This window comes from Micromonospora sp. NPDC005194 (genome assembly GCF_040608335.1).
Lineage (GTDB): Bacteria > Actinomycetota > Actinomycetes > Mycobacteriales > Micromonosporaceae > Micromonospora.
Window position 1 is genome coordinate 1 of sequence record NZ_JBEXIA010000002.1, and the last position, 24,714, is coordinate 24,714.

26 protein-coding genes, 1 tRNA gene, 1 pseudogene and 1 riboswitch are annotated in these 24,714 nt (G+C 72.0%); of the genes and pseudogenes, 15 read left to right on the plus strand and 13 right to left on the minus strand.

All coding sequences use genetic code 11. The features are described from left to right. The 3 genes and pseudogenes from ABZU53_RS01570 to ABZU53_RS01580 all read left to right on the plus strand — a co-directional run. Nucleotides 1-924 (plus strand): annotated as a pseudogene (locus tag ABZU53_RS01570) (hypothetical protein); the annotation flags it as partial. Between the two features lie 92 nt (nt 925-1,016). After that, nucleotides 1,017-1,403: a hypothetical protein gene (locus ABZU53_RS01575; protein ID WP_355063232.1), complete on the plus strand. Its 387-nt coding sequence runs from the start codon at nt 1,017-1,019 to the stop codon at nt 1,401-1,403. Nucleotides 1,404-2,174: 771 nt separating this feature from the next. Further along, nucleotides 2,175-4,013: an NHL domain-containing thioredoxin family protein gene (locus ABZU53_RS01580; protein ID WP_355063233.1), complete on the plus strand. Its 1,839-nt coding sequence runs from the start codon at nt 2,175-2,177 to the stop codon at nt 4,011-4,013. On the opposite strand, the gene ABZU53_RS01585 is transcribed toward ABZU53_RS01580, so the two are convergent. Genes ABZU53_RS01585 through ABZU53_RS01595 form a run of 3 tightly spaced genes read right to left on the minus strand, consistent with a single transcriptional unit; the run spans nt 4,010 to nt 6,331 of the window. Further along, nucleotides 4,010-4,762, minus strand: a complete 753-nt coding sequence (locus ABZU53_RS01585; protein WP_354854996.1) for a 5-oxoprolinase subunit PxpA — start codon at nt 4,760-4,762, stop codon at nt 4,010-4,012. The two genes, ABZU53_RS01580 and ABZU53_RS01585, sit on opposite strands and share 4 nt — an antisense overlap. After that, entirely contained in the window at nt 4,746-5,609 is an 864-nt protein-coding gene (locus ABZU53_RS01590; protein ID WP_355063235.1) for a biotin-dependent carboxyltransferase family protein, read from the minus strand. The genes ABZU53_RS01585 and ABZU53_RS01590 overlap by 17 nt, the downstream gene beginning before the upstream one ends. Further along, nucleotides 5,606-6,331 (minus strand): allophanate hydrolase subunit 1, encoded by a 726-nt coding sequence (locus tag ABZU53_RS01595; protein ID WP_355063237.1) that lies wholly within the window; start codon nt 6,329-6,331, stop codon nt 5,606-5,608. Before ABZU53_RS01595 ends, ABZU53_RS01590 begins: the two co-directional genes overlap by 4 nt. A 107-nt stretch (nt 6,332-6,438) precedes the next feature. Here ABZU53_RS01595 and ABZU53_RS01600 point away from each other — a divergent pair, with 107 nt between their 5' ends. After that, nucleotides 6,439-7,116, plus strand: a complete 678-nt coding sequence (locus tag ABZU53_RS01600; protein WP_355063239.1) for a hemolysin III family protein — start codon at nt 6,439-6,441, stop codon at nt 7,114-7,116. 69 nt (nt 7,117-7,185) lie between these two features. Here the strand turns inward: ABZU53_RS01600 and ABZU53_RS01605 are convergent, their stop codons facing one another. Beyond that, the gene (locus ABZU53_RS01605; protein WP_354854992.1) at nt 7,186-7,473 is read right to left on the minus strand and encodes a DUF6458 family protein; all 288 of its coding nucleotides are present in this window, start codon (nt 7,471-7,473) and stop codon (nt 7,186-7,188) included. A gap of 112 nt (nt 7,474-7,585) precedes the next feature. On the opposite strand from ABZU53_RS01605, the gene ABZU53_RS01610 reads away from it, so the two are divergent. Continuing rightward, nucleotides 7,586-8,125, plus strand: coding sequence for a histidine phosphatase family protein (locus tag ABZU53_RS01610; RefSeq protein ID WP_355063240.1), 540 nt, complete (start codon nt 7,586-7,588; stop codon nt 8,123-8,125). A 55-nt stretch (nt 8,126-8,180) separates the two neighbouring features. Here the strand turns inward: ABZU53_RS01610 and ABZU53_RS01615 are convergent, their stop codons facing one another. The 4 genes from ABZU53_RS01615 to ABZU53_RS01630 form a co-directional block, all read right to left on the minus strand. Next, on the minus strand, nt 8,181-8,450 hold the full coding sequence (locus ABZU53_RS01615; protein WP_007454197.1) for a DUF6458 family protein: 270 nt from the start codon (nt 8,448-8,450) through the stop codon (nt 8,181-8,183). Between the two features lie 209 nt (nt 8,451-8,659). Further along, nucleotides 8,660-10,516, minus strand: coding sequence for an acyl-CoA dehydrogenase (locus ABZU53_RS01620; protein ID WP_355063242.1), 1,857 nt, complete (start codon nt 10,514-10,516; stop codon nt 8,660-8,662). Between the two features lie 128 nt (nt 10,517-10,644). Next, nucleotides 10,645-11,772 carry a PP2C family protein-serine/threonine phosphatase gene (locus ABZU53_RS01625; protein ID WP_354854989.1) on the minus strand — a complete coding sequence of 376 codons (1,128 nt, stop codon included), beginning with the start codon at nt 11,770-11,772 and terminating at the stop codon, nt 10,645-10,647. A 101-nt stretch (nt 11,773-11,873) separates the two neighbouring features. Next, nucleotides 11,874-12,506, minus strand: coding sequence for a septal ring lytic transglycosylase RlpA family protein (locus tag ABZU53_RS01630; RefSeq protein ID WP_355063244.1), 633 nt, complete (start codon nt 12,504-12,506; stop codon nt 11,874-11,876). Between the two features lie 187 nt (nt 12,507-12,693). Here ABZU53_RS01630 and ABZU53_RS01635 point away from each other — a divergent pair, with 187 nt between their 5' ends. Genes ABZU53_RS01635 through ABZU53_RS01645 form a run of 3 tightly spaced genes read left to right on the plus strand, consistent with a single transcriptional unit; the run spans nt 12,694 to nt 14,829 of the window. Continuing rightward, on the plus strand, nt 12,694-13,245 hold the full coding sequence (locus tag ABZU53_RS01635) for a phosphoribosyltransferase family protein (RefSeq protein WP_355063246.1): 552 nt from the start codon (nt 12,694-12,696) through the stop codon (nt 13,243-13,245). A gap of 33 nt (nt 13,246-13,278) precedes the next feature. Then, a complete protein-coding gene (locus ABZU53_RS01640) occupies nt 13,279-14,340 on the plus strand; it encodes a hypothetical protein (RefSeq protein ID WP_355063248.1) in 1,062 nt (353 codons plus the stop codon). Between the two features lie 57 nt (nt 14,341-14,397). After that, a complete protein-coding gene (locus tag ABZU53_RS01645; RefSeq protein ID WP_354854983.1) occupies nt 14,398-14,829 on the plus strand; it encodes an ASCH domain-containing protein in 432 nt (143 codons plus the stop codon). A 7-nt stretch (nt 14,830-14,836) separates the two neighbouring features. Here ABZU53_RS01645 and ABZU53_RS01650 read toward each other — a convergent pair whose 3' ends face one another. Beyond that, the gene (locus tag ABZU53_RS01650; RefSeq protein ID WP_355063250.1) at nt 14,837-15,715 is read right to left on the minus strand and encodes an LLM class flavin-dependent oxidoreductase; all 879 of its coding nucleotides are present in this window, start codon (nt 15,713-15,715) and stop codon (nt 14,837-14,839) included. A gap of 48 nt (nt 15,716-15,763) precedes the next feature. Here ABZU53_RS01650 and ABZU53_RS01655 point away from each other — a divergent pair, with 48 nt between their 5' ends. The 4 genes from ABZU53_RS01655 (at nt 15,764) to ABZU53_RS01670 (ending at nt 18,010) form a co-directional block, all read left to right on the plus strand. Continuing rightward, nucleotides 15,764-16,258: a GNAT family N-acetyltransferase gene (locus ABZU53_RS01655; protein ID WP_355063252.1), complete on the plus strand. Its 495-nt coding sequence runs from the start codon at nt 15,764-15,766 to the stop codon at nt 16,256-16,258. 57 nt (nt 16,259-16,315) lie between these two features. Continuing rightward, on the plus strand, nt 16,316-16,510 hold the full coding sequence (locus ABZU53_RS01660; RefSeq protein WP_355063254.1) for a hypothetical protein: 195 nt from the start codon (nt 16,316-16,318) through the stop codon (nt 16,508-16,510). A 117-nt stretch (nt 16,511-16,627) separates the two neighbouring features. Next, entirely contained in the window at nt 16,628-17,332 is a 705-nt protein-coding gene (locus ABZU53_RS01665; protein ID WP_355063256.1) for a dihydrofolate reductase family protein, read from the plus strand. Nucleotides 17,333-17,365: 33 nt separating this feature from the next. Further along, nucleotides 17,366-18,010, plus strand: a complete 645-nt coding sequence (locus tag ABZU53_RS01670; protein ID WP_355063258.1) for a dihydrofolate reductase family protein — start codon at nt 17,366-17,368, stop codon at nt 18,008-18,010. Between the two features lie 173 nt (nt 18,011-18,183). Here ABZU53_RS01670 and ABZU53_RS01675 read toward each other — a convergent pair whose 3' ends face one another. After that, entirely contained in the window at nt 18,184-18,552 is a 369-nt protein-coding gene (locus tag ABZU53_RS01675; RefSeq protein WP_354854973.1) for a VOC family protein, read from the minus strand. Nucleotides 18,553-18,668: 116 nt separating this feature from the next. Further along, nucleotides 18,669-18,742 (minus strand) — tRNA-Gly (locus ABZU53_RS01680). 202 nt (nt 18,743-18,944) lie between these two features. Between ABZU53_RS01680 and ABZU53_RS01685 the strand changes: the two genes are divergently transcribed. Then, nucleotides 18,945-19,928 carry a zinc metalloprotease gene (locus ABZU53_RS01685; RefSeq protein WP_354854971.1) on the plus strand — a complete coding sequence of 328 codons (984 nt, stop codon included), beginning with the start codon at nt 18,945-18,947 and terminating at the stop codon, nt 19,926-19,928. A gap of 78 nt (nt 19,929-20,006) precedes the next feature. Here the strand turns inward: ABZU53_RS01685 and ABZU53_RS01690 are convergent, their stop codons facing one another. Next, entirely contained in the window at nt 20,007-20,564 is a 558-nt protein-coding gene (locus ABZU53_RS01690; protein ID WP_355063260.1) for a pyridoxamine 5'-phosphate oxidase family protein, read from the minus strand. A gap of 99 nt (nt 20,565-20,663) precedes the next feature. Between ABZU53_RS01690 and dcd the strand changes: the two genes are divergently transcribed. Continuing rightward, nucleotides 20,664-21,242, plus strand: a complete 579-nt coding sequence (gene dcd, locus ABZU53_RS01695; RefSeq protein ID WP_266247661.1) for a dCTP deaminase — start codon at nt 20,664-20,666, stop codon at nt 21,240-21,242. 63 nt (nt 21,243-21,305) lie between these two features. Here dcd and ABZU53_RS01700 read toward each other — a convergent pair whose 3' ends face one another. Continuing rightward, the gene (locus tag ABZU53_RS01700) at nt 21,306-22,346 is read right to left on the minus strand and encodes an NlpC/P60 family protein (protein WP_354854967.1); all 1,041 of its coding nucleotides are present in this window, start codon (nt 22,344-22,346) and stop codon (nt 21,306-21,308) included. 13 nt (nt 22,347-22,359) lie between these two features. Further along, a riboswitch (cyclic di-AMP (ydaO/yuaA leader) is annotated at nt 22,360-22,496 on the minus strand. Nucleotides 22,497-22,730: 234 nt separating this feature from the next. On the opposite strand from ABZU53_RS01700, the gene ABZU53_RS01705 reads away from it, so the two are divergent. Continuing rightward, nucleotides 22,731-24,707 (plus strand): N-acetylmuramoyl-L-alanine amidase, encoded by a 1,977-nt coding sequence (locus tag ABZU53_RS01705; RefSeq protein WP_355063262.1) that lies wholly within the window; start codon nt 22,731-22,733, stop codon nt 24,705-24,707. Nucleotides 24,708-24,714: the final 7 nt, after the last annotated feature.

The following is a 24,714-nucleotide window of genomic DNA, read 5'->3' on the forward strand; positions in this document are numbered from 1 at the left end:
CCCCTCTTTCCCTACACGACACTCGTCCGATCTCCCGACTGGCAGCAGGCCCCGGAGCGCCCGGCCGCACCGGACTGGCAGCAGGCCCCGGAGCGCCCGGCCGCACCGGACTGGCAGCAGGCCCCGGAGCGCCAGGGCCCGCCGGACTGGCAGAACGGGCCGGATCGGCAGCAGGGCTTCCCCGGTTGGGGCGACGACTCGCCGTCCGAGCCGCAGTTCGACGACCGGGAACGGTCGTCGGCGCCCAACGGGTTCGGCGAGCCCCCCTCGGCCGCTGCCGCGCCGCCGGCGTTCCCACCCGGTGTGCCGTCCTTCGTCGACGCGCCGGGCAACAACCGGCCGGTGAACGGCGTTCGACCGCAGTCCGGCGGTGAGCGCCCAGCCGACCGCTTCGGGGCACCGGCCGCCGGCACCGCCGCGGTGAACGGCGCGCCGGGCTTCGGTGCGCCGGCCATCGAGCAGGCGCCGGGTGGTCAGTTCCCGGCCTTCCCGCCGCCTGAGCAGCCAGGGCCGTCCTGGGGCCAGGAGGCCACCGAATCGGACCAGGGCCGGTTCGACTCGTTCAAGCCGGACGCGGAGGAGCCCAAGGCGGAGCCTCCGGTGCCGAAGGTGCGCAACGGTCGGGTCCTGGCTGCGGTGTTGATCGCCGCCGTGCTGATCCTGGCGGTGCCGCTCGGCCTGCTGATGCTGCTCGGCAAATTCGGCGGTGGGGACGACGCACCGGCCTTCGACCCGGCGGTCGGCACCTGCGTGAAGCAGGCCGGCCAGGGCGCCTCGGCGGTGGACTGCGGCGAGGCGGGCGCGTTCACGATCGTTTCCAAGGTGGACGCGAAGGACAAGTGCGCCGACCCTGCTCAGCCCCACGTGGTGCTGCCCGGCGAGGGCACCAACCGGGTGCTCTGCCTCAAGCCGGCCACCAAGTAGAACGCATCGACGGCGGAGCCACGGGCAACCGTGGCTCCGCCGTCGTCGTTCCCGCCCGCTTCACCAAACTCAAACTCGGGCACAATCCGCTTGTGGAACGCGAACTGGCGGCGGCGCTGGAGCTGATTCTGTCCGATCTCGAGACGCACGGCGGGGTGCAGCCCGACCTTCGTGACGAACCGTGGCGAGACGACCCCCATACCGCCAGCGCCTTTCTCTACGCTGCCGATGGTTCTGGCCAGGGAGTCTCGGTCGACCTTGGCCAACCGACCGTTACCCAGCTCGTCACGCTCGCCGCCCAGGTTCAGGAGTGGGCGATTGAGGCGCTGTGGTCTCTGGGCCGCGCCACCAATTGGCCACCCTGTCCCGAGCATCCGGTGAGTCACCCTCTGACGGCGGTGGTACGCACCGGCCGAGCGATCTGGGTCTGTCCAACCCTCGCCACCGAGATCAGCGAGGTCGGCGCGCTCGGCCGCTGACCCACCCCGGTCTGGCCTTCGGGGTCAACAGATGCCTGCGCAGGCTCGTCGTCGCATTATGACGAGTCACGTAGGCCGCCACCTCGACGGCGACTTCGGCGGGCACTCGGCCCTGCGCCACCGCCTCTTCGCGCGCGTAGGGGCACGGATAGCAGGAACCGTGCGTACAGGTCGACCACCGGCACCGTCGGAAGGTCGTTCACGGCAGCCACGAACTGACTCGCGAGGTAGGTCGCCGCCGCCCAGGGGTCACCGACCGCGAACATGGCCCGAGCCTCAGGACAGGGGTACGGCTGTCCACACGCCTCGCAGTCCCACGACGGGCGCTGCGGCCAGTGCGCGTTCACCGGCGCCACCCCACGTTGGTCCGATTCGCCGGAGAGCGCAGCAGACACGGCGCTCGGACCGGCTGGGCGTCGGTCCGTGTCGGCTCGCTCGCCCAACCGCGGGAGCGGCGGACCAGATCGGACGTTATTGGCTCCACACTGACCGTCGGCCGCATTTGGGACGCCTCCGAGGTCCGCGCGTACGCAGCGAAGCGCCGGGAACGCAACGAGGGCGGCCGCGGCTAGGCCCTGTCGGATTCCTCGGCCGACCGGACCCGAAATCCAGATGGCGGTCGATGTCGGGACCCGTTTCCTTGATCGATGGCGGCTGAGCAACTAGACACGCCGAGCATCGCCTTGCTGAGCTGCCACCGATCGCCTGGCTGACAGCTCTGTCGCCCGGGTCACGGCGGCCGGGCCCGCGAGGCGTGGCAGGCTGACAGGCATGGCAACGACAGCGCGTGTACGTGCGCCGGAACTACGGGGCCGGCAGTGGCTTAATACGGGTGGACAAAACCTGACTTTGCAGGACCTTCGAGGTCGTTGCGTCATCTTAGATTTCTGGACCTTCTGCTGCATCAACTGCCTGCACGTGCTCGACGAGCTGCGGCCGCTGGAGGAGAAGTACGGCGACGTGCTCGTCGTGATCGGCGTGCACTCGCCGAAGTTCGAGCACGAGAAGGACGCCGACGCGCTGGCCGCCGCCGTCGAGCGGTACGGCGTGCACCACCCCGTACTCGATGACCCCGAGCTGGACATGTGGCAGCAGTACGCGGCCCGCGCCTGGCCGACCCTGTCGGTGATCGACCCGGAGGGTTACGTGGTGGCCACCATGGCCGGCGAGGGCCACGCCGAAGGGCTGGCCCGGCTGATCGACGAGCTGATCGCCACCCACGAGGCGAAGGGCACCCTGCACCGGGGCACCGGTCCGTACGTTCCGCCGCCCGCCCCGGAGACCGCGCTGCGCTTCCCGGGCAAGGCGGTGCTGCTGCCGGACGGCAATCTGCTGGTCTCGGACTCGGCCCGGCACTCCCTGGTCGAGGTGGCTCCGGACGGCGAGACGCCGGTTCGCCGCATCGGCTCGGGCGAGCGGGGTCGGGCCGACGGGCCGGCCGAGGCGGCGACCTTCTCCGAGCCGCAGGGCCTCTGCCTGCTGCCCACGCACGTCGCCGAGGTGGCCGGCTACGACCTGGTGGTCGCCGACACCGTCAACCACCTGCTGCGCGGCGTACGGCTGGAGTCCGGCGAGGTGGTCACCGTGGCCGGCAGCGGCCGGCAGTGGCGTGCCTCGGTCGACGACCACGCGCACGACGCGCTCTCCGTGGACCTGTCCTCACCGTGGGACCTGGCCTGGTACGACGACAAGCTGATCATCGCGATGGCGGGCATCCACCAGCTCTGGTGGTTCGACCCGATCAAGCGGACCGCCGGCATGCACGCGGGCACCACCGTGGAGGCGCTGCGCGACGGCCCGCTGGCCGAGGCGTGGATGGCGCAGCCGTCGGGGCTGTCCGTCTCCGCCGACGGCGCCCGGCTCTGGATCGCCGACAGCGAGACCAGTTCCGTCCGGTACGTCGAGAACGGGGTGCTGGGCACCGCCGTCGGGCAGGGGCTCTTCGACTTCGGGCACGTGGACGGGCCGGCCGAGTCGGCGCTGCTCCAGCACCCGCTGGGGGTGTGCGCGCTGCCGGACGGCTCGGTGCTGATCGCGGACACCTACAACGGCGCGGTGCGCCGCTTCGACCCCGCCACCGGCCAGGTGTCCACGGTCGCGGACGGGCTGGCCGAGCCGAGTGACCTGGTGCTCACCCCGGCCGGTGAGGTGCTGGTGGTCGAGTCCGCCGCGCACCGCCTGACCCGGCTGGCGCCCGGCGCGTTGTCGGCGGCCGGTGCGAGCACCGTGGACGGCCCCCGGCACCGCACCGAGCGGAAGCCGACCGACGTGGCGGCGGGCGAGGTCATCCTGGACATCGTCTTCACGCCCGCGCCGGGGCAGAAGCTGGACGAGACGTTCGGGCCGTCGACCCGGCTGGTGGTGTCCGCCTCCCCACCGGAGCTGCTGGTGGAGGGCGCCGGCGCCGGCACCGAGCTGTCCCGTCGGCTGGTGCTCAACAGCGAGGCGACCGGCGGGGTGCTCCAGGTGACCGCCCAGGCGGCGACCTGCGACGCGGACGTCGAGCACGCGGCCTGCCACCTGACCCGGCAGGACTGGGGCGTCCCGGTGCGGGTGGTCGACGGCGCGGCGTCCCGGCTTCCGCTGGTCCTGCGCGGCCTGGACGCCTAAGCGGCGAACGGGGCGAGCGGGACGTCGGCGTCGATCAGGGAGGCGCGGACCAGCTCGGTGGCGGAGACCGCCCCCGGTGTGTCCCCGTGTACGCAGATCGACTCCACCGGGCAGGGGATCACGGTGCCGTCCACCGCGACGACGGTCCGTTCGGTGGCCATCCGTACCGCCCGGGTGGCCACCTCCTCCGGATCGGTGATCAGCGCGCCGGGTGCGCCGCGCGGCACCAGCGACCCGTTGGGCAGGTAGCCGCGGTCGGCGAAGGCCTCGGCGACCACGGGTAGGCCCGCGCCGACGGCGAGCTGGGCGAGCGTCGAGCCGGGTAGGCAGAGCACGGGCAGTTCGGGGTCGTGGCCGCCGACGGCGGCGACCACCGCCGCCGCCTGGGACTCGTCGGTGGCGGCCGCGTGGTAGAGCGCCCCGTGCGGCTTGAGGTAGCGGACCCGGGTGCCGAACAGCCGGCAGAAGGCGTCCAGCGCGCCCAACTGGTAGGTGATCTCGTCGCGCAGCTCGGCGAAGTCGTACGCGATGTGCCGCCGGCCGAAGCCGGCCAGGTCCCGGTAGCCGACCTGCGCGCCCACCGCGACGCCGCGCTTCGCCGCGCCCTCGCAGACCCGCCGCATGGTGGACGGGTCACCGCCATGGAAGCCACAGGCCACGTTGGCGGAGGTCACCAGGCCCAGCAGCGCGTCGTCGTCACCGAGCCGCCAGATGCCGAATCCTTCGCCCAGGTCAGCGTTGAGGTCCATGAAATCTGACGGTAGTACCTGGCCGGGCCTGCGCGAGCGGGGTCACGTCGGTGACCACCCCGATGACCGGGTAACCGCCGGTGGTCGGATGGTCGGCGAGGAAGATCAGGGGTTGGCCGTCCGCCGGCACCTGTACCGCGCCGAGCACGATGCCTTCGCTGGGCAGTTCGCCGGCGACCGCGCGGGGCAGGGCCGCGCCGGCGAGCCGCGCTCCGACCCGGTTGCTGACCGGGCTGACGGTGTACGGGGTGCCGAACAGCAGGTCGAGCGCGCTCGGGGTGAACCAGTCGTCGCGGGGGCCGAGGCGCACGCTCAGGTGCAGTTCGGGCGCGGGTGCCGGGCCGATGGTCACGTCCACCGGCGCGGGTTCGGCCGGCGGCACGCCCAGCGGCAGCCGGTCGCCGTCGCGCAGCACGGGCGGGCCGAGCCCGGCGAGGGTGTCGGTGGCGCGGCTGCCGAGCACCGGCGGCACGTCGATCCCGCCGGCCACGGCGAGCCAGTTCCGTACGCCCCGACGGGCGGGGCCGACGCGCAGCACGGTCCCGGCCGGCACGGTGAGCGGCCGGCCAATGTCGCCCGGGCGGTCCCCGGCGCGGACCGTCACCTCGGCGCCGGTGATCGCCACGGTGGCGGCGTGGGTCAGCCGCAGTGTGCAGCCGGTCAGGGTGATTTCCAGGCCGGCGGCCTGTTCGGTGTTGCCGACCAGCCGGTTGGCGAGCCGCAGGGCGGTCGGGTCGAGAGCGCCGGAGCGGGGTACGCCGAGGTGCGCCCAGCCGGGTCGGCCCAGATCCTGCACGGTGGTGAGGGCGCCCGCGCGGAGCACCTCGATCTCGGCGGGCCGGGTCACGTCGTCGCCACCATCCGGACGCGGGTGCCGGGGCCGAGCCGGGCGGGCGGGTCGCCGTCGACGTCGAAGAGGGGCAGGTCGGTCCGGCCGACCAGCAGCCAGCCGCCGGGGGACGCGCTGGGGTAGATGCCGGCGTACGGGCCGGCGAGGGCGACCGAGCCGGCCGGCACCCGGGGGCGGGGAGTGGGCAGCCGGGGCAGCGCCAGGTCGGCGGGGAGCCCGGTCAGGTAGGGAAAACCGGGGGCGAACCCGCAGAACGCCACCCGGAACCGGGTGCTGGTCAGGCGGCGCAGCACGGCCGGCACGTCGACGCCCCAGTGGTCGGCGACGACCGGCAGGTCCGGCCCGTCGAACTCGACCGGAACGACGACCTCCGCGCCGTGGCCGCCGCCGATGGCCGTGTCGCCGCCCCCGGCGCCCGCCGGGACGCCGTCGCGCTCAGTGGCGCCGGCCGCGACGCCGGCGCGCTCAGTGGCAGCAGCCGCGGCGGTGACCGCCGGTGCCCAGCGAGACAGCAGGTCGGCGGTGGCGCTGGGGTCGGGCAGGCCGTCGAGCAGGACGGTGCGGGCCGCCGGCACGATCTCGACCGCGTTCAGGTCACCCTGCTCGCGGCGGCGCCACAACTCGGCCCGCCACGCTTCGACCAGGGCCGCCTCGGGAATGTCGGCCGGGGCGGTGCAGTCGAGCAGCAGGGCGTGCGCACCGGCGGGTCGGATCCGCATCCGCTCATCCTCGCCGATGCCGTGCCGACCCGGTGTTAACGGTGACGGTGCTCGGTGTCACCGGCCTGACTACTTGAAAGTAACCTACGGTGCCGTAACCTGATGTCGTGACCACCTCCGCCCCGCTTCGCCTGAAGCCGGTCGACATCGGTAAGCCCCGGATGCGCGGCTGGCTGCACACGTACGCCTTCTTCGTCGCCGTGGTCGGCGGGATCGTGCTCTGCTCGATCGCCGCCACCCGACCGGGCTGGGCACCCCTGGTGAGCTGTGTCATCTACAGCCTGACGGTCTGCGGGCTGTTCGGCACGAGCGCCCTGTACCACCGTCGGGTGTGGTCGGAGCGCGGCTACCAGGTGATGCGCCGGCTGGACCACTGCATGATCTTCGTGTTCATCGCCGGCACGTACACCCCGCTCTGCGTCATGCTGCTCTCGACCCGGCAGGCCACCATCATGCTGGCCCTGGTCTGGGGTGGGGCCCTGGGCGGTGTGGCGCTGAAGCTGGTCTGGCCGCACGCGCCGCGCTGGGTCTCCGCGCCGCTCTACCTGGCGCTCGGCTGGGTCGCGGTCGCCATGCTGCCGGACATCCTGCACGGCGGCGGCGTCACGGCGTTGGTCCTGCTGATCGTCGGTGGTGCCATCTACAGCGTCGGCGCGGTGTTCTACGCGCTGCGCCGCCCCAACCCGTGGCCCACCGTCTTCGGCCACCACGAGTTCTTCCACGCGTGCACGCTGCTGGCGGCGCTGTGCCACCACATCGCGATCTACTTCGCACTGTTCGCCTGAGGCAGCCCCCCACACACGCGAGCCGGGGCCCCGCCACGCTGCGGGACCCCGGAGTGTGCGAGCGAGGGATCAGACGGGGCGACCCGGCCGACGCACCTCGCGGTACTCCCGCATGACCTGGTCGTCCTGAACCGGCACCACCCGGTCGGCCACCACGCGCTCCTCGCGGACCGGGGCGGCGACCACGGTGCGGCGGCGGTTGTTCCAGAAGTAGAGGGTGGCGAGCAGGCCGGCGACACCGGCGAGCATCAACACCCAACCGACCACGGCCAGGTTCAGCCAACCCAGGTCGGCCTCCACGGCGAATGCGAAGATCGCGCCCAGCGCGATCAGGAAGATGCTGCCACCAATGCCCATGTCTCGCTCCTCGGCTCTAACCTGGCGTACGGTCCGCCGCGGCCGTTGGTAGGGGTGCGGCATCCCTGGACTTACCCCGGCAGGAAGATCGCCAATCGGGCAAGCTGGTGGTATGACGGACAGCCACGCCGAGACGCGGACACTGGTGTTGCTCCGGCACGCGAAGGCCGAGCAGGGCAGCGAGGGTACGGACGACGCCGAGCGCCCGCTCAGCGCCCGCGGGGAGGCCGACGCGGCGGCGGCCGGCGCGTGGCTGGCCCACCACGATCTGCTGCCCGACGTGGTGATCTGCTCGACCGCCCGGCGCACCCGCCAGACCTGGCACGGGGTGGCGATGGGGATGGCCGGTTCGCCGCCGGAGGGAGGGCCGACCGGTCCCCGCCCGACCGTCCGTTACGAGCCCGGCGCGTACGACGCCCACCCCGAGGAGCTGTTGGCGCTGGTCCGTACCGCCGACTCGGCAGCTCGGGTCGTGCTGCTGATCGCCCACAACCCGGGCGTCTCGCTGCTGTCCGCGTTTCTCGACCCGGAGACGGTGGACGAGGAGGGTTTACGGACCGCCGAGCTGGCGGTGCACCGCGGCGTGTCCGCCTGGACGGAGTGGGGCCGAGGCGGGGCGCCGGTCGCGCAGCGGCACACGGCACGCGGCTGAGCCACCCGTCGGGCGCGGCGGGTGGCTCAGGCGTACGTGCTCAGGCGGGCGTGGGTCAGGACGGCGGCGCGGTCGGCGGCGGGGGGTCCGGCGGCGGTGGCATCATCGCCGTCGGATGGGACAGCCGGTTCTCCTCCACGATGAGGGTCCGGGCCCGCTTGCGCCGGTCCTGCCAGAACCAGAGGGTGGTCAGCAGCACGGCCAGCCCGGCCAGGATGAACACCCAGCCGACCGCGCGCAGGTCTATCCACCAGACGTTGGCCCTGATCGCGAAGGTCATGATCGCGCCGAGCGCGATGAGAAAGATGCCGCTTCCTACACCCATGTGCGCTGCACTCCCCCGTGCGGTGGCTCTGGGCGTTCCCTTTCGTGGTCACGGCGGGTTACCCGCCACGGCACCGGCTTATCCGACCAGGCTCAGCCAATGTCTCGGCCGCGAAGCCAGCGACGGCCGGCGGGGCGGTTGCCCCACCGGCCGTCGACGTCAGCGCCGGGTGGTGCGACCCGGAACCGCTCAGGCGTGCCGTGGCACGGTCAGAAGGCCTCCTCCGGGAGGTCCATGATGTCGAGGTCGGCGCCCTCGATGATCCGCCGGTCGGCGCCGATGCGCGGCAGCACCTCGCGGGCGAAGAACCGGGCGGCGGCCACCTTGCCGGTGTAGAACGCCTTGTCGGTGGCGGAGACCTCGCCGGCCAGTGCCTTGAGCGCGACGTCGGCCTGCTTCTGCAGCAGCCAGCCGACGACCAGGTCGCCGATGGCCAGCAGGAACCGCCGGCTGCTCAGGCCGACCTTGTAGAGCGCGCGGGTGTCGCCGCCCTGCGCCTCGCCCAGCCAGCCGGTCAGCGTGCCGAGGATGTTCTGGATCTCGGCGAGCGCCTTGCCGAGCGCCTGCCGCTCCTCCTTGAGCTGGCCGTTGCCCGCCTCGGAGGAGATGAACTCCTGGATCTCGCCGGCGACCGCCATCAGCGCCTTGCCGTTGTCCCGGACGATCTTGCGGAAGATCAGGTCCAGGCTCTGGATGGCCGTGGTGCCCTCGTACAGGGTGTCGATCTTGGCGTCCCGGACGTACTGCTCCAGGGGGTAGTCCTGCAGGAAGCCGGAGCCGCCGAAGGTCTGCAGGGCCTCGTGGCCGAGCAGCTCGTACGCCCGCTCCGAACCGACGCCCTTGACCAGCGGCAGCAGCAGGTCGTTGACCCGCTTGGCCAGCTTGATGGCCTTCTCGTCGCCGGACGCCTCGGCGATGGCGACCCGGTCCTGCCAGGTGGCGGTGTAGAGAACCAGGGCGCGTAGACCCTCGGCGTACGACTTCTGCAGCAGCAGCGAGCGGCGGACGTCCGGGTGGTGGGTGATGGTGACCCGCGGGGCGGTCTTGTCCGCCTGCTGGACCAGGTCGGCGCCCTGCACCCGGTTCTTCGCGTACTCCAGGGCGTTGAGGTAGCCGGTCGAGAGGGTGGCGATCGCCTTGGTGCCGACCATCATCCGGGCGTACTCGATGATCATGAACATCTGCCGGATGCCGTCGTGCTTGTCGCCGAGCAGCCAGCCCTTGGCGGGTACGCCGTGCTCGCCGAAGGTCACCTCGCAGGTGTTGGAGACCTTCAGGCCCATCTTGTGCTCGACGTTGGTCGCGTAGACGCCGTTGCGCTCGCCCAGCTCACCGGTGGTCTCGTCGAAGTGGAACTTGGGCACCACGAAGAGGGACAGGCCCTTGGTGCCGGGGCCGCCGACGCCCTCCACGCCCACCGGGCGGGCCAGCACGTAGTGGACGATGTTGTCGCTCAGGTCGTGCTCACCCGAGGTGATGAACCGCTTGACGCCCTCGATGTGCCAGGTGCCGTCCGGCTGCTGGATGGCGCGGGTGCGGCCGGCGCCCACGTCCGAACCGGCGTCCGGCTCGGTGAGCACCATCGTGGAGCCCCACTGCTTGTCGATGAAGAGCTTGGCCCAGGCCTTCTGCCGCTCGGTGCCCTCGACGTGCAGCACGTGCGCGAAGGACGGACCGGAGGCGTACATCCAGACCGGCGCGTTCGAGCCGAGCACCAGCTCGGCGAGGGCCCACCAGAGGGCCCGCGGGGCGTTGGTGCCACCCAGCGCGGGCGGCAGGTCCAGCCGCCAGAACTCGGAGTCCATGAACGCCTGGTAGGACTTCTTGAACGACTCCGGCAGCGGCGCGGTGTGCGTGGCCGGGTCGAAGACGGGCGGGTTGCGGTCACTGTCCGTGTAGCTGGCGGCCAGGTCCTCGCGGGCGAGGCGGTCCACCTCGGCGAGGAAGCTCCGGGCGGTGTCGGTGTCGAGGTCCGAGTACGGCTCCTGGCCGAACGCCCGGTCCGCCCCGAAGACCTCGAACAGGTTGAACTCGAGGTCCCGAAGGTTGCTCTTGTAGTGGGTCATGCTCGCTGGCCCCGCTTCCGGACAGGTGTTACCGATCAGTAACCCCGACTGTATTACTCGTGGGTAGGCAGCGACAAGCCGATCACGTAAGTGACGGCGATTACACAGTTGCGCGCCGGACGCCCCGCTCAGCTCTCGGCGGCGCCGACCTCCCAGCTCGGCACGGCCGACGTCGCGCCCGTGCGGGCACCGACGTACTCCATCAGGACCAGGGCGATGTCGTCGTCCAGGTGCCCGTGCACCCACTCGACGAGGGCCGTCTCCAGCGACGCGAGCCCGTCGGCGACCGTGCCGTGCCCGAGCAGCCGCCACGCCCGGTCGGCGGTGGGGAAGAACTCACCGTCCCGCCGGGCCTCGCCGAGACCGTCGGTGAACAGGAGCAGGCGGTCGCCGGGCTCCAGGCGTTCCACGCGGGGGCGCACCACCGGCATGAACCCGAGGGGCGGCGCCGGCGCCGGCGGCTCCAGCGGGATCACCGCGCCCCGGCGCAGCAGCAGCGGCGACGGGTGCCCGCAGTTGACGATCGTGAGCGTCCCACCCCGCTCCTCGACCAACGCGGCGGTCACGAAGTCCTCGTCGCCGACGTTGCGGGCCACCGCACGATCCAGGTCGGCGACGACGGCGCGCAGGTCGGCCCGCTCGTAGGCCACGTGCCGGTACGAGCCGAGGACGATGCTGGCCAGCCGAACCGCATCCAGGCCCTTGCCGCGCACGTCACCGATGATCATGCGGACGCCGTACGGGGTGTCGATCGCCTCGTACAGGTCGCCGCCGATCTCGGCCGTGGCGGTGGAGGAGATGTAGCGACCGGCCACCGAGAGCATGCCGACCTGCGGCCCGAGCGGGCGCAGCACCGCCTGCTGGGCCACCGAGGCCAGCTTGGTCAGCTCGGCGATCTGCTCCGCCTGCCGCTGGCGTATCGAGGCCACCGCCACGGCCAGCCCGCTCGCGACCGCGACGCCGACCACGTTGACCGAGGTCACCAGCATCATCCTCGGGTCGAACAGGGCGAAGCCCACCCCGATCAGGGTCGCCACGGCACCCACACCCAGCACCACCCGCCAGGCCGCCAGGGCGGCGGCCAGGACCGGGGCGGCCACCAGAAGCGCGACGTAGTGCGCCCGACGGCCGTCGGCCAACTCCAGCCCCGAGACGATCGCGAGCAGGGCGAGGGCCGCGCCGAGGCCGGCGCGGGATCCGGGGCTCAGCGGGCTACGGCCCGACTGGAGGAGTCGCGTGGGTACGAGGGACAGCATGCCTGATCCACGTGAACCGGTGAATGAACCTGGCCCCTCGTCCGAGGATGTTCTGTCCGGCCGGCCCAGGCTGGCGGCCGGATCGGCGGCCCCGGCTGCGCTCAGCCCAGCACCTCGTAGCGGACGGTCAGCGCGCCCACGTCGGTCGAGGCGATGGTCGCGAACGCGGCGCGGGACAGGTCCAGGCAGCGACCGTCGATGAACGGGCCACGGTCGTTGATGCGCACGACGACCGACTTGCCGCTGCTCGGGTTGGTCACCCGGACCTTGGTGTTGAACGGCAGCGTCTTGTGCGCCGCGGTCAACTCGTTCGGGTTGAACGACTCGCCGTTGGCGGTGAGCTGCCCGTCGGAGTAGAAGGAGGCGCCACACGAGCCGCTCTCCAGCACCTTCGCCGCCGCTGTGGTCTTCTTCGCGGTCGGGCGCGGCTTCGGCGACTCGGTGCGGGCCTTAGCCCGGGAGGCGGCCTGCGGCGACCGGCTGGCGGACGGGCTGGCCGTCACGCTCGGCGAGGCGCTGGCGCTCGGTGACGCGGTCGGGGAACTGGGGGCGAGGCTGGCGGGGGCGGTGGTCGGGGTGAGGTCGAGAGTCGCCTGACCCGACTGCCCGGAGCCCGAGGTCAGCTGGACGGCGCCGACGGTGCCCCCGACGGCGAGAGCGACGCCGACCGCAGCGGTGGCCGCGATGCCCGCCGGGGAGGAGAAGATGCGGGTACGGGAGTGCCTGCCTGCCACCGGCCCGGTCCTTTCGTCGACTGAACAAACCGGTTCGGACCGTAACGAGAGAAGCACTTCCGAAGTCAACGTGATCATGGTGATCTGCCCGTATTTGGCATAGTACGTGTAGCCGATCATCCGAGCCGGGGTGGGTCGACCGGCCCGGGTGCGGACGCGCCGAGCGCCCGTGCCGCACGATGGACGGATGCCCGCTGAGCTGACCGAACGCTTGGCCGCCCTGTTCCGGTGGATCGACCCCGGCCCGGACGCCAGCCACCTGGTCAGCGACATCTCCGGTTGGTGGCGCGACCCCACCGTGCTGGCCGAACTGGGACCGGCCCTGGTGGCGCCGTACCGGGCCGCCCGGCCGACGGTGGTGCTCGCCCCGGCGGTCACCGGCCTGCTGCTCGGGCCACTGGCCGCCACCGCCCTCGGGGTCGGCTTCGTGGCCGCCCACAAACCCGGCGACGGAAGGATGCCGGCCGGCCCGCTCACCTGGGCGCAGAGCCCGCCGGACTACCGGGGCCGGCAGGTCGACCTGGCCGTCCGGGACCGGCACCTCGGCCCCGGCGACCGCGTTCTGGTCGTGGACGACTGGGTCCGCACGGGCGCGCAGCTGCACGCCCTCTACGACATCTGCGCCAAGCGCGGCGCGCAGGTGCTCGGCACCGCAGTGGTGGCCGTCGACTGCCCGCCCGAGACTGCCACCGCACTGCGGATCACCGGCCTGATCGCCGGCACGGATCTGCCGGGTTGACCTGAAGCCCACTTCACCTTCGACGATCGACGCATGAGCGACGGAATTCTCGACGAGGCGTACGACCGGCTGCACCGCACCGGACCCGAATACGAGGGCTGGCTCTCCAACCACGGCCCGATGGCCGTCGAGGCGCTGGCCCGGCACGGGCACGAGCAACGGGTGCACCGCTGGCTGGACGACTACCTCACCCGGCTCGACGAGCTGCCCCGCGGGCTGCGCCCGATCGACGACTGGCGGGCGGCGCTGGGCGACGCGAAGCGGGCCGGTGACTGGCTGGCGTACTTCGACCGGCACCTGCGCGAGCAGCCGTGGCGGGACGTGCTCGGCACCTGGTGGCCCCGACTGCTGCCCGGCATCGCCGCCGGCGCCACGCACGGGGTGATCCGGGTCGGGCACGCCGTACGCGCCCTGCACCTGCACAACGCGAACCCGCAGCGGCTCACCGAGCTGGGTCAGGCCCTCGGCTACTGGGCGGCCCGCTGGCAGCCGGTACCCGGCGCCGAGCGGCTGCTCGCCTCGGTCACGTCGAACCCACCCGAGGCCCACCCGGACGCCGCCGGGCCGGACGTGGCCGCCGCGCTGGCCGGGGTGCCCCGGATCGACGACCAGACCGGGGGCATCCGGGATCGACTGGGTCGGCTGGTGGGCGTACCCCGATGGGAACCTGCGCTCGCGGCGCTGCGCCCCGCGCGGACGCCGACCGAGGCGGAGCGCGGGCTCGTCACGCTCGTGCACCGTGCCGGCCTCGACTACCTGCGCTTCGGGCACGCGGAGCCGGTCATGCTGGTGCACGCGGTCACCGCGCCGACCGCCGTGCTGCGTACCCTGCCGGCTCTCGACCGGGCGCTGTGGGCGCCGAGCCTCGCCGCGGCCTGGGCCGCGACGGCGGCCGTGACCTCGGTGTACGCCCCGACCGACGGGATCGCCCCGCCGTCGGTGACCGTCGCGACCCCGGCGGAGGTCTTTGCTCGCGCGGCCCGACACGGCGACGCGCACGTGGTCAAGCTCGCCGACGCGGTCCTCGACGCCCACGCGGCCAGCGGTGACCAGCGGCTGCTCGACGCCGCGGGCTACGCCGGGCAGCTGATCTGAGCAGCGCCGGACGAATTGCGGCGGCGGTGCCGGCCGCGCTGGCCTAGCCTCGGCAGGATGTGGCCTCGGATCGGTGACCTGCGCACGCTCACCCTCGGCACCCCCGGCGAGCTGCGGGCGAGCCTGAACACCCTGGTGCTGGCCGGCGTGAAGACCGCGACGGCCGGCCGGCTCGCCGAGTACGCGGAAGAGGGCGAGGAGTTGGAGCAGGTCGGCGAACGGCTCGCGCTGGTCGACGACGACGACGCACTGGCCGGCGTCGTGGAGATCACCGGCGTCGAGGTGGTGCGCTTCGGCGACGTGCCCTGGGAGTTCGCCCGCGCCGAGGGCGAGGGTGATCGCTCGATCGAGGAGTGGCGGGCCGGGCACTCGGCCTACTGGGCGCGGCTCGGCACCCCCGTCGACGACGACACTCCGATCGTCTGCCTGCGCCTGCGACTGGTCTCCGGCGGCGAGGGCGGCGTGGCCACCGGAGACCTGGGCACCTGAGCCGGCGCTATCCGCGCAGCTCGGGCAGCAGTCGCGTCGCCACGTCGGCCAGGACGGCCTCGTCGCCGGCGTACCAACTGCTCGCCCGCGGCCAGTGCGTGACCACGTCGGTGAAGCCGAGTTCGGCGGCCCGGCCGACCTGGTCGGCGAAGAACTGCGCGCTGCTGAGCGAGAACACCGGCGCGGCGTCCATCGACAGGTAGCGGTCCAGCGTCGCCGGGTCGCGGCCGGCCTCGTCCAGCGTCCGGTCCATCCGCGCCGACAGGGCCGACACGGTGCCCCACCAGCCCTCCACGTCATCGGCGTCAGTGCCGGTGGTCACCCAACCCTGACCGAACCGGGCCACCAGCCGCATCGATCGCGGGCCGTTCGCGGCGACGACGAACGGCACCCGCGGCTGCTGGACACAGCCGGGGTTGTTGCGGGCGTCCACCGCGGCGAACCAGTCACCACGCCAGGTGGTGCCGTCCTCCCGAAGGACCAGGTCCAGCAGTTCGGTGAACTCGGCGAACCGGTCGACGCGCTGGCGCGGCGGCAGCGTCTCACCGCCCAGCACCGCCGAGTCGAAGCCGATGCCGCCCGCGCCCAGGCCGAGCAGCAGCCGGCCGTCCGAGACGTCGTCCACCGTGGTGATCTGCCGGGCGAAGGCGGCAGGGTGCCGGAAGTTCGGCGACGCCACGAGCGTGCCCAGCCGGATCCGGGACGTCACCGTGGCGGCGGCGGTCAGCGTGGCCATCGAGTCGAACCACGGGCCGTCGACCAGGTCCCGCCAGCCCAGGTGGTCGTACGTCCAGGCGTGGTCGAAGCCCCACTCGTCGGCCTGCCGCCAGCGACGCTGCGCCTGGGCCCAACGCTGGTCCGGGAGGATCACGATGCCAATCCGCATGATCGCCAGCCTAACCGCGTCCGATACCCCTGCCTTAGCATCCCGATGATGCGGACGACCCGGACGGTGGTGCGACCGGCGACCCGGTCAGATGTGCCGGCGCTGGTGGAGCTGCGCCGGGTCAACGCCGAGGCGCACCTCGCGCTGGACCCCGACGTCTACCGGCTGCCGGAGCGCGAGGCGGTCGTCCGTCACTTCACCACGGTGCTGGGCGACCGGGCCGGCGGGGACGCCATTCTCGTCGCGGAACACGACGGGCAGGTCGTCGGAATGGTCGAGGTGCTGCGCCTGGCCGAACCGCCCGCACACCAGATCCTGCGCCCGCAACCGTCGGCGCAGATCCACACGGTGGTGTCGAGCACCGCCCGGGGACTCGGGATCGGCTCGGCGCTGCTCGACGCGGCGGCCCGGTGGGCGACCGAGAACGGAATCACGAGCCTGTCGGCGGGCATCCACCACCGCAACGACGGCGCGGTGCGCTTCTACCGCCGCCACGGCTACGCACCCTCGGGCACCTTGCTCAACAGGCAACTCGAGGGCTAAGCCCCACCCGCCCGTGGCGGGGCGCCACGGACGCCGGGCTTTCGCTACGGTTCGGCCGTGGACCTACGGTCACGGCGGGCCGACACGGTACGAGCCTTCGGCACCCTGTCGCTGGTTGCCGGCTTCATGACGGCGCTGCTCACCCTGCCGTCCAGCACCGGCGGGCTCCAACCGCAGATCCTGGCCGCCTTTCTCATCCTGACCGGCATCGGTCTGCGGATCGAGGCGGCGATCATCGACCGCAGGCCATAACCCTCCCCCTGTGTGTCCCACGTCACAGTTGGTCGTGGTAGGGGCGTCCCGATCGGCTCCGACCTCGTTGCGAGCAGGCACCCGGTGGGCGCCGCCCGAGGAGAGGGAAGAAGCGACATGACGAAGGTGACCGCACAGCTGTCGGTGTCGGTGGACGGCTTCTACGCCGGCCCGCTGTTCGACGGCGACGGCGACTGGATCGACTCGGCCGAGAGCGCCGGCTTCTTTCGGATCACCCGCTGGGCGACCGACGCGATGGCGTGGCGCGAGCGGCAGGGCTTCGCCGGCGGCGAGCAGGACGCCAACTCCGACGTGATGGCCGAGACGTTCGACGCGGCCGGCGCGTACGTCATGGGCCGGCGGATGGCCGACGGCGGTGAGGTGCCCTGGGGCGAGGAGCCGCCGTTCCGCGCGCCGGTCTTCGTCGTCACGCACCGACCCCGCGAGACCCTGCTGCGCGGTGGCGGCACCAGCTTCACCTACGTCACCGGCGGCGTGGCCAGCGCCGTCGAGCAGGCGCGCGCAGTGGCCGGTGGCCGCAACGTCGCCGTGGCCGGAGGCGGCAGCCTGGTGCGGCAGGTGCTCAAGGCCGGCCTGCTCGACGAGTTGGAACTGCACGTCGTACCGGTCGTGCTCGGCACCGGTCTACGGCTGTTCGACGCGGACCTCGACCTCGGCGACAAGGAGGCCATCGAGCTGACGCCGACCCGGGTCATCCCCACCCCGCAGGTCACCCACATCCGGTACCAGGTGAGCGGTCGCGCCCCGCTCGTGCTCGACGACCGGGGCCGCGGCGGCGGCCCGACGGCGACCACGACCTGACCCGCGCTTTCATCAACCTCACGAGGAGCTTTCATGCCACAACTGTTGCGGGTGCAGTGCTTCAACGTTTCGCAGGACGGGTTCGGCACCGGCGAGGGGCAGAGCCTGGAACGGCCCTTCGGCCACGCGGACCCCACCCCGCTGTTCTCCTGGCGTTCCGCCACCGCCAGCTTCGTGTACCGCACCGAGCCAGGCGGCACGCGCGGCCTGGACGACTACCTGACCCGCGACGCCGAGTGCAACATCGGCGCGGAGATCATGGGTCGCAACAAGTTCGGCCCCCAGCGTGGCCCCTGGGAGAACCACGAGTGGCAGGGCTGGTGGGGGGACAACCCGCCGTTCCACACGCCGGTCTTCGTGCTCACCCATCACGTACGGCCGTCCTTCACCCTGTCCGACACCACGTTCCACTTCCTCGACGCCAGCCCCGCCGAGGCCCTGGCCCAGGCCAAGCAGGCAGCGGACGGTCGGGACGTACGCCTCGGTGGTGGGGTGGCCACCATCCGCGAGTTCCTCCAGGCCGACCTGGTCGACACGATGCACATCGCCGTCGCGCCCGTCGACCTCGACCGGGGCGAGCGGCTGTGGGAGAGCCCCGACGAACTTCTCGACCGCTTCCACCTGGAGTCGGTGCCCAGCCCCAGCGGAGTCACCCATCTCCTGTTCTGGAGACGGTGACCGCCACTACAGGCGGGAGCCGTCGGCGCACAGATCTTGGACAGTTTCCGTTAGCAGCTAACGGAAACTGTCCAAGATCTGCGACCTGCGATGGCAGCGGCCAGTCCGAAGTCTTCGGTCGGGCCGAGGCGGAGTCCGGGCGGCGGTCCGGCAAAGGGCCCTTGACACATGCCCTAAGCCAGGCGGGAGAGGACCAGCAGCCGGTTGCCGTCCGGGTCGGTGACCCTGGCGGACCGCTCACCCCAGGGCTGGTCGACCGGCTCCTCGGTGACCGTCGCGCCACCCGCGCGCAGAACGTGCACGGCCGCGTCGCAGTCGTCGGCGTACACGCACAACTCCCAGCGGCGCGAGAGGGTGGGGTCGCCTGCATGCGGGTCGGCGGCCAGGCCCAGCTCGCTGCTGCCCAGCCGCAGGGCTACGAACTCCGGCTCACCGTCCTCCGGGAACCGGTAGGTCAGCTCGAAGCCGACGACGTCCCGGTAGAACGCGATCAACCGCGGCAGGTCGGGCGTCGTCACGATGGGAAAAGCCTCGGTGAACACGCGACCACCTCCTGACCGGACCCTAACGGGTAGGAGCGAGGCAGCCCAGGGACGTGCGCGCGCGGCAACATCGAAGGCGCTGACCGGGACTCTCGTCCTGGTCAGCGCCTCGGTCGTGGAGCGGGTGACGGGAATCGAACCCGCACTGTCAGCTTGGGAAGCTGATGTTCTGCCATTGAACTACACCCGCGGGCGGCACCACTGTACCCGAGTCGTCGAACCGGTGCACCCAGCCACCCCCACGCGCCGGCGGGACGCCTTCACCTCGGAAAAAGTTTCGTGACGGCAAGATATGGGCGTTCTCAAATGCGTCGATGGGTTGTAACGTCTCCCACACGTTTCAGCCACGGCGTGACACACCCCCTGTCACGCCGCCAGAAAGAGGTGGGCCCATGGGACTCCGTCCCAACCTGCTGACCCGGCGTGCCGCCGGTGTCGCGTCGACGACCCTCGCGCTGCTGCTCAGCACCGCTGCGGTGGGCGTCGTTCCGGCTGCTTCGGCCTTCTCCGCGGCGCCGGGCGGCGCCTGCGCGGAGCCGGCCGACAGCCACGCCAACGCTCGGGTGAAGCCCGGCGCGGCGGCCACGCACGACCCGAACGAGCTGACCGCGAAGCAGGTCCGCGAACGCGACGCCGACCTCGCGGCGGCGTTGCGCGAGCGTGCCAACTTCCGGGCCGGCGCCGGCGCCACGACGCTGGCCACCGTCACCATCCCGGTGGTGGTGCACGTGATCCAGGAGAACAGCACCCGGGCCGGCGGCAACATCCCGGACTCGATGATCACTTCGCAGATCAGCGTGCTCAACCAGGCCTACGCGGGCGGAACCGGCGGCGCTGCCACCGCCTTCGCCTTCCGGCTCGACAAGATCAACCGGGTGACGAACCCGTCCTGGTACCCGATCGTCAACGGCTCGTCGGCGGAGCGGTCGATGAAGTCGTCGCTGCGGGTGGGCGGCAAGAACACGCTCAACATCTACCTCGGCGAGCTGAGCGGCGGCCTGCTCGGCTGGGCGACCTTCCCGCAGCAGAACCTCAGCACCATGGACGGCGTGGTCGTGCTGAACGAGTCCCTGCCGGGCGGCACCGCCACCAACTACAACCAGGGCGACACCGGCACCCACGAGATCGGTCACTGGCTGAACCTCTACCACACCTTCCAGGGTGGCTGCGGCGGCTCCGGTGACAGCGTCAGCGACACCCCAGCCGAGGCGTCGCCGGCGTACGAGTGCCCGACCGGGCGGAACACCTGCTCGGCGACCGGCCTGGACCCGATCACCAACTTCATGGACTACACCTACGACTCGTGCATGTACCAGTTCACCCCGGGGCAGGCGAGCCGCATGCTGACCGCGTGGAACGCGTACCGCGCGGCGTAGCTCTCCTCGCGCACACCTGGTGCCGGCTCCGTCACGACGGAGCCGGCACCGGCGTTTTTTTGGACAGCAGGGCCGTGGTCAGGCGGCCGTGCACTGGACGTCACGGCTGCGGCGGGTCGGGCGCGTCTGCGGTACGGCGACAGGCGCGGCCGGTGCGGGCGGGGCTTGCGGGTCCAGCCAGACCCGCACGGCCGGGCGGCTCGGGGTGACACCCGGAACGCCGGCGGCGTGCTGCTCGCGACGGGTCAACATCGCCACGTCGACGGTGAACTCGAACAGCCGCCAGTCGACCTGCGGCTCGGCCCGGGCGCTCTGCGCCAGTCGGGCCACCTGGACCGGGTCCGTGACCGGCCAGGCGTGGCCCGCCACGTACGCCTCGTCGTCGCTCTCCTCCGGAGGGAACGAGTGCAGCGCGTAGCGGCCGTCCCGTTCGAGGTCGCGGCGCTTCGGCGAGTCGATGATGAAGCAGAAGAGACCCTCGTCGGTGATGACCGGGGAGACCGGATGGACCCGGGGCCCGCCGTCGGCGCGGACCGTGGCCAGGTAGCCGAAGCCCGGCCCGTACTGCTGCAGGAGAACGCGGATCCCGTCGGCGAGGCGGGGCTCGTCGGCGGCGAATTCGGACCAGGAAGCCATGCCGACATTCTATCGAACAAATGTACGAGCAGCGACCTCGACGCGCTGGTCACCGGCACCGAATCCGGCCGGTCCGGCCAACGCGGCTATGGTGGTCCGATGCTGCTCTCCGACCGTGACCTGGTCTCCGAGATCAAGGCCGGCACGCTGGGCCTGGAACCGTTCGAGCCCACCCTGGTCCAACCGTCCAGCATCGACGTACGACTCGACCGGCTGTTCCGGGTGTTCAACAACCATCTCTACACCCACATCGACCCGGCCATGCAGCAGGACGACCTGACATCGGTGGTCGAGGTGCCCGACGGCGAGCCGTTCGTGCTGCACCCGGGGGAGTTCGTGCTCGCCTCGACGCTGGAGGTGATCTCGCTCGGCGACCAGCTCGCCGGCCGGCTGGAGGGAAAGAGCTCACTGGGCCGCCTCGGCCTGCTCACCCACTCCACCGCCGGGTTCATCGACCCGGGCTTCTCCGGTCACGTCACGCTGGAGCTGTCCAACGTGGCGAACCTCCCGATCACCCTCTGGCCGGGCATGAAGATCGGCCAGCTCTGCATCTTCCGGCTCTCCTCGCCGGCCGAGCACCCGTACGGCTCGGTGGTCTACGGCTCGCGCTACCAGGGGCAGCGGGGGCCGACGCCGAGCCGCTCCTGGCAGAACTGGCGTGCCTGGCCGACGCGATAGATAGCGGACGACGAGGGCCCGCCGCGACGAGATCGCGACGGGCCCTGCTGCGTCCCGCGTTGGTCAGCCGGGACGGCCGTAGCTGTGGATCGGCCCGTCGTCGACCTTCTTCATCTTGATCGGCTGACCGGCCTGGGAGGCGTGCACCACCCAGCCGTTGCCGACGTACATGCCGACGTGGTGGATGTCGCTGTAGTAGAAGACCAGGTCGCCGGGGCGCAGATCGCCCCTGCTGACATTCTTGGTCACCCGGCTCTGCGCGGCGGCGTTGTGCGGCAGCGACACACCGGCCTTCGCCCACGCGGCGAGCATCAGCCCGGAACAGTCGTACGAGTTCGGACCCTCGGCACCCCACACGTACGGCTTGCCGATCTGGGCACAGGCGAACTTGACCGCCGTGCCCGCGCCGCCGCCGGGGTAGCTGGCCGGGCAGGGCGCCGGACGCAGCGGACCGCCGCCACCATTGCCGTACACCTTGAGGCGCAGCTTCTGCAGCCGGTCGATCTCGTCGTTGATCTGCTTCTTCTTCGCCGCCAGCTGCGCTTCGGTCCGGGTCAGCTGGGCCACCATCTCGTCCAGCGGCGCCTTCTGCCGGGCCAGCTCGTCGCGGAGGTCGGCGACCTGACGGACGTCCTCCTGCTGGTTGTGGGCGAACCGGTCGAGCATCTCGAGCTGCCCGACCACCTCGCCGGGCGACCGGCTGCCGAGCATCGTGTTGACGGTCGACAGGTTCTCGCCCATGTACGCGCGCACGGCCAGCGCGCTTACCTTGTTCATCGCGGCGTCGACCTGGCGCTCCAGGGGCGCGATGCGGGCGGCGAGCGCGTCGGCCTGCCTGCGCTTCACGGCCAGGTCCGCGCGAGTGGCGTTGTGCCGTTCGATGACCGGTTCGAGCTTGTTCCAGTCGGCGTCGATCTGGCGCTCGATCTCGGCGACGGACGGATCCGCGTGCGCCGCCGTGGCGCTGCCCGTCAGGACGACGGCTACGCCGACCAGGGCGGCGAGGGCGGTGGTGAAGCGGGACCAGCGTGGACGCGGCACTGTCGACGTCGGGTCGGCCGAGGCCGACCGTTCGGACGACGGCCGCGGGGCATGGAGGGCCACCGGGGTTCCGTACTCCTTCTTCCTGACCGCCTACCGGGTTAGCTGACGGGTTCGGGCGGGAAGTTGGCGCCCTACCGCATTGGCTGCGGATTCACCCCGGGGGAACCTGGGTCCCCGGCTCGCTCGCAAGCGACTCGGCGGTGTCGGTCCGTTACCGCCCGGGATGGGCAGACCTGCTACCGGGCCGACAAATGACCAGAGTAGAGACGGCCGTTACCGATCCGCAACCCGTGCGGCCGTGACACTCCGTACCGATTGGAGGAGGTCACCGAGCGTGCGTGAAGCTTTCTTTCGATGCAGTTTGATGTATGGAAAGGTATTGACGCGGACTCCCGACCGGCGCGAAGGTGACCACACCGTTACCAGTCAAATCTAGGGGGTTCGATGGAACGTCCAACCCTGTCCGCCGGCCGGCGCGCATCGCTCGCGGTCGCCGTGGTCATCGCCACGGCCGCCGTACCGCTGAGCGCCGGCCCCGCCTCCGCCGCACCGGCCGCCGACCGTCAGCAGCAGTACGCCGCCGCGTCGACCGAGTACGGCGTGCCGACCGCCGTGCTGCTCGGGGTCTCCTACCTGGAGTCCCGCTGGGACAGCAACGCCGGCACCCCGAGCACCAGCGGCGGCTACGGACCGATGCACCTGACCGATGCCCGCCACGTGGCCGCCCTACCCGCGCGCGGCCACCACGACGCCGGCACCGAGGATCCGCGCGGCGACGACTCCCGTGCCGTCCTGGCACCCGCGCCGGCCACGGATCCCGCGCCGCCCACGGCTGCGATGCAGACCGTCGACGCCGCCGCCGCGCTGACCGGCGCCGCCCCCGAGGCGCTGCGCAGCGACGCGACGACCAACATCCGGGGCGGGGCGGCGCTGCTGGCCGCGTACCAACGGGAGGTGGGCGCCCCGGTCGGCGCCGGCACCGACCCCGCCACCTGGTACGGCGCGGTGGCCCGCTACGCCGGCGCGGACAGCGCCGACGCCGCGGCGGCCTTCGCCGACGAGGTCTTCACCACCATCGGCGCCGGCGAGACCCGCGTGACCGACGACGGCCAGCGGGTCACGTTGCCGGCCCGCGCGGTCCAACCCCAGCGTTCCTGGCTGGACCGGCTGGGCCTGCGACGACTCGCCCGCCCGGACGGCCTGGAGTGCCCGCGGACCGTCTCCTGTGAGTGGATCCCGGCACCCTACGAGGCGTTCGGCGACGGCGACTACGGCAACCACGATCTCTCCGACCGGCCCGCCCGGCAGAAGATCGAGTACATCGTCATCCACGACACCGAGGCGAGTTGGGCGACCACCCTGAAACTCGTCCAGGACCCGACCTACGTGAGCTGGCACTACTCGCTGCGCTCGGTGGACGGGCACATCGCCCAGCACGTCAAGACCAAGGACGTCGCCTGGCACGCCGGCAACTGGTACGTCAACGCGAAGTCGATCGGGCTGGAACACGAGGGCTTCGCCGCGCAGGGCACCTGGTACACCGAGGCGATGTACCGGACCTCGGCGAAGCTCGTCCGGCACCTCGCGCTGCGGTACGGCATCCCGCTGGACCGCCAGCACATCATCGGCCACGACAACGTGCCCGGCACCGTCGCGTCGACCGTGCGCGGGATGCACTGGGACCCGGGGCCCTACTGGGACTGGACGCACTACTTCGACCTGCTGCACGCACCGCGACTGGACACCGGCACCCCCGCCACCGGGCTGGTCCGGATCGACCCCGACTACGCGACCAACCAACCGGCGTTCACCGGGTGCGTCACCCCTGGAACACCCTGCGCGCCGCGCGGCTCCTCGTCGGTGGTGCTGCACACCGCGCCGTCCACGGACGCGCCGCTGGTCAACGACATCGCGCTCCGCCCGGACGGCACCCCGAACACGATGGACGTGTCGGACCACGGGGCGCGGGCCTCCGCCGGCCAGACGTACGCGCTGGCCGGCCGGCAGGGCGACTGGACGGCCATCTGGTACCTCGGGCAACGGGCCTGGTTCCACAACCCGGCGTCCGCGCCGACCGCCACCTGGACCGTGGGTGTGGTGGCCGTTCCGAAGCCGGGCCGGGCCACCATCCCCGTGTACGGGCGGGCGTACCCGGAGCAGGCGGCCTACTCGGCCGGCGTGCCCTACCAGGCGATCTCACCGCTGCAGTACACGCTGGCCGCCGGTCAGCGCTACGCCGTCGGCGCGGTGCTGGCCGGCGAGTACTACCGGGCCAGCACGTTTGACGGCTCCTCGCCCGGCGACTGGACGGTGATCCGGGGCAAGAACCGGTACGCGCAGATCCAGTTCGGCCACCGCATCATGTACGTCGACCTCGCCGACGTGCAGCTCCTGCCGTCCCCGGTGGGCGCTCCCCGCTGACGAACGA

Coding starts and splice junctions, on each gene's coding strand:
- ABZU53_RS01705 (WP_355063262.1), top strand. CDS start 22,731: ATGGAACGTCCAACCCTGTCCGCCGGCCGGCGCGCATCGCTCGCGGTC.
- ABZU53_RS01580 (WP_355063233.1), top strand. CDS start 2,175: ATGGCAACGACAGCGCGTGTACGTGCGCCGGAACTACGGGGCCGGCAG.
- ABZU53_RS01670 (WP_355063258.1), top strand. CDS start 17,366: ATGCCACAACTGTTGCGGGTGCAGTGCTTCAACGTTTCGCAGGACGGG.
- ABZU53_RS01605 (WP_354854992.1), bottom strand. CDS start 7,473: ATGGGCATTGGTGGCAGCATCTTCCTGATCGCGCTGGGCGCGATCTTC.
- ABZU53_RS01620 (WP_355063242.1), bottom strand. CDS start 10,516: ATGACCCACTACAAGAGCAACCTTCGGGACCTCGAGTTCAACCTGTTC.
- dcd (WP_266247661.1), top strand. CDS start 20,664: ATGCTGCTCTCCGACCGTGACCTGGTCTCCGAGATCAAGGCCGGCACG.
- ABZU53_RS01645 (WP_354854983.1), top strand. CDS start 14,398: ATGTGGCCTCGGATCGGTGACCTGCGCACGCTCACCCTCGGCACCCCC.
- ABZU53_RS01585 (WP_354854996.1), bottom strand. CDS start 4,762: ATGGACCTCAACGCTGACCTGGGCGAAGGATTCGGCATCTGGCGGCTC.
- ABZU53_RS01595 (WP_355063237.1), bottom strand. CDS start 6,331: ATGCGGATCCGACCCGCCGGTGCGCACGCCCTGCTGCTCGACTGCACC.
- ABZU53_RS01665 (WP_355063256.1), top strand. CDS start 16,628: ATGACGAAGGTGACCGCACAGCTGTCGGTGTCGGTGGACGGCTTCTAC.
- ABZU53_RS01690 (WP_355063260.1), bottom strand. CDS start 20,564: ATGGCTTCCTGGTCCGAATTCGCCGCCGACGAGCCCCGCCTCGCCGAC.
- ABZU53_RS01610 (WP_355063240.1), top strand. CDS start 7,586: ATGACGGACAGCCACGCCGAGACGCGGACACTGGTGTTGCTCCGGCAC.
- ABZU53_RS01655 (WP_355063252.1), top strand. CDS start 15,764: ATGCGGACGACCCGGACGGTGGTGCGACCGGCGACCCGGTCAGATGTG.
- ABZU53_RS01640 (WP_355063248.1), top strand. CDS start 13,279: ATGAGCGACGGAATTCTCGACGAGGCGTACGACCGGCTGCACCGCACC.
- ABZU53_RS01650 (WP_355063250.1), bottom strand. CDS start 15,715: ATGCGGATTGGCATCGTGATCCTCCCGGACCAGCGTTGGGCCCAGGCG.
- ABZU53_RS01615 (WP_007454197.1), bottom strand. CDS start 8,450: ATGGGTGTAGGAAGCGGCATCTTTCTCATCGCGCTCGGCGCGATCATG.
- ABZU53_RS01685 (WP_354854971.1), top strand. CDS start 18,945: ATGGGACTCCGTCCCAACCTGCTGACCCGGCGTGCCGCCGGTGTCGCG.
- ABZU53_RS01635 (WP_355063246.1), top strand. CDS start 12,694: ATGCCCGCTGAGCTGACCGAACGCTTGGCCGCCCTGTTCCGGTGGATC.
- ABZU53_RS01625 (WP_354854989.1), bottom strand. CDS start 11,772: ATGCTGTCCCTCGTACCCACGCGACTCCTCCAGTCGGGCCGTAGCCCG.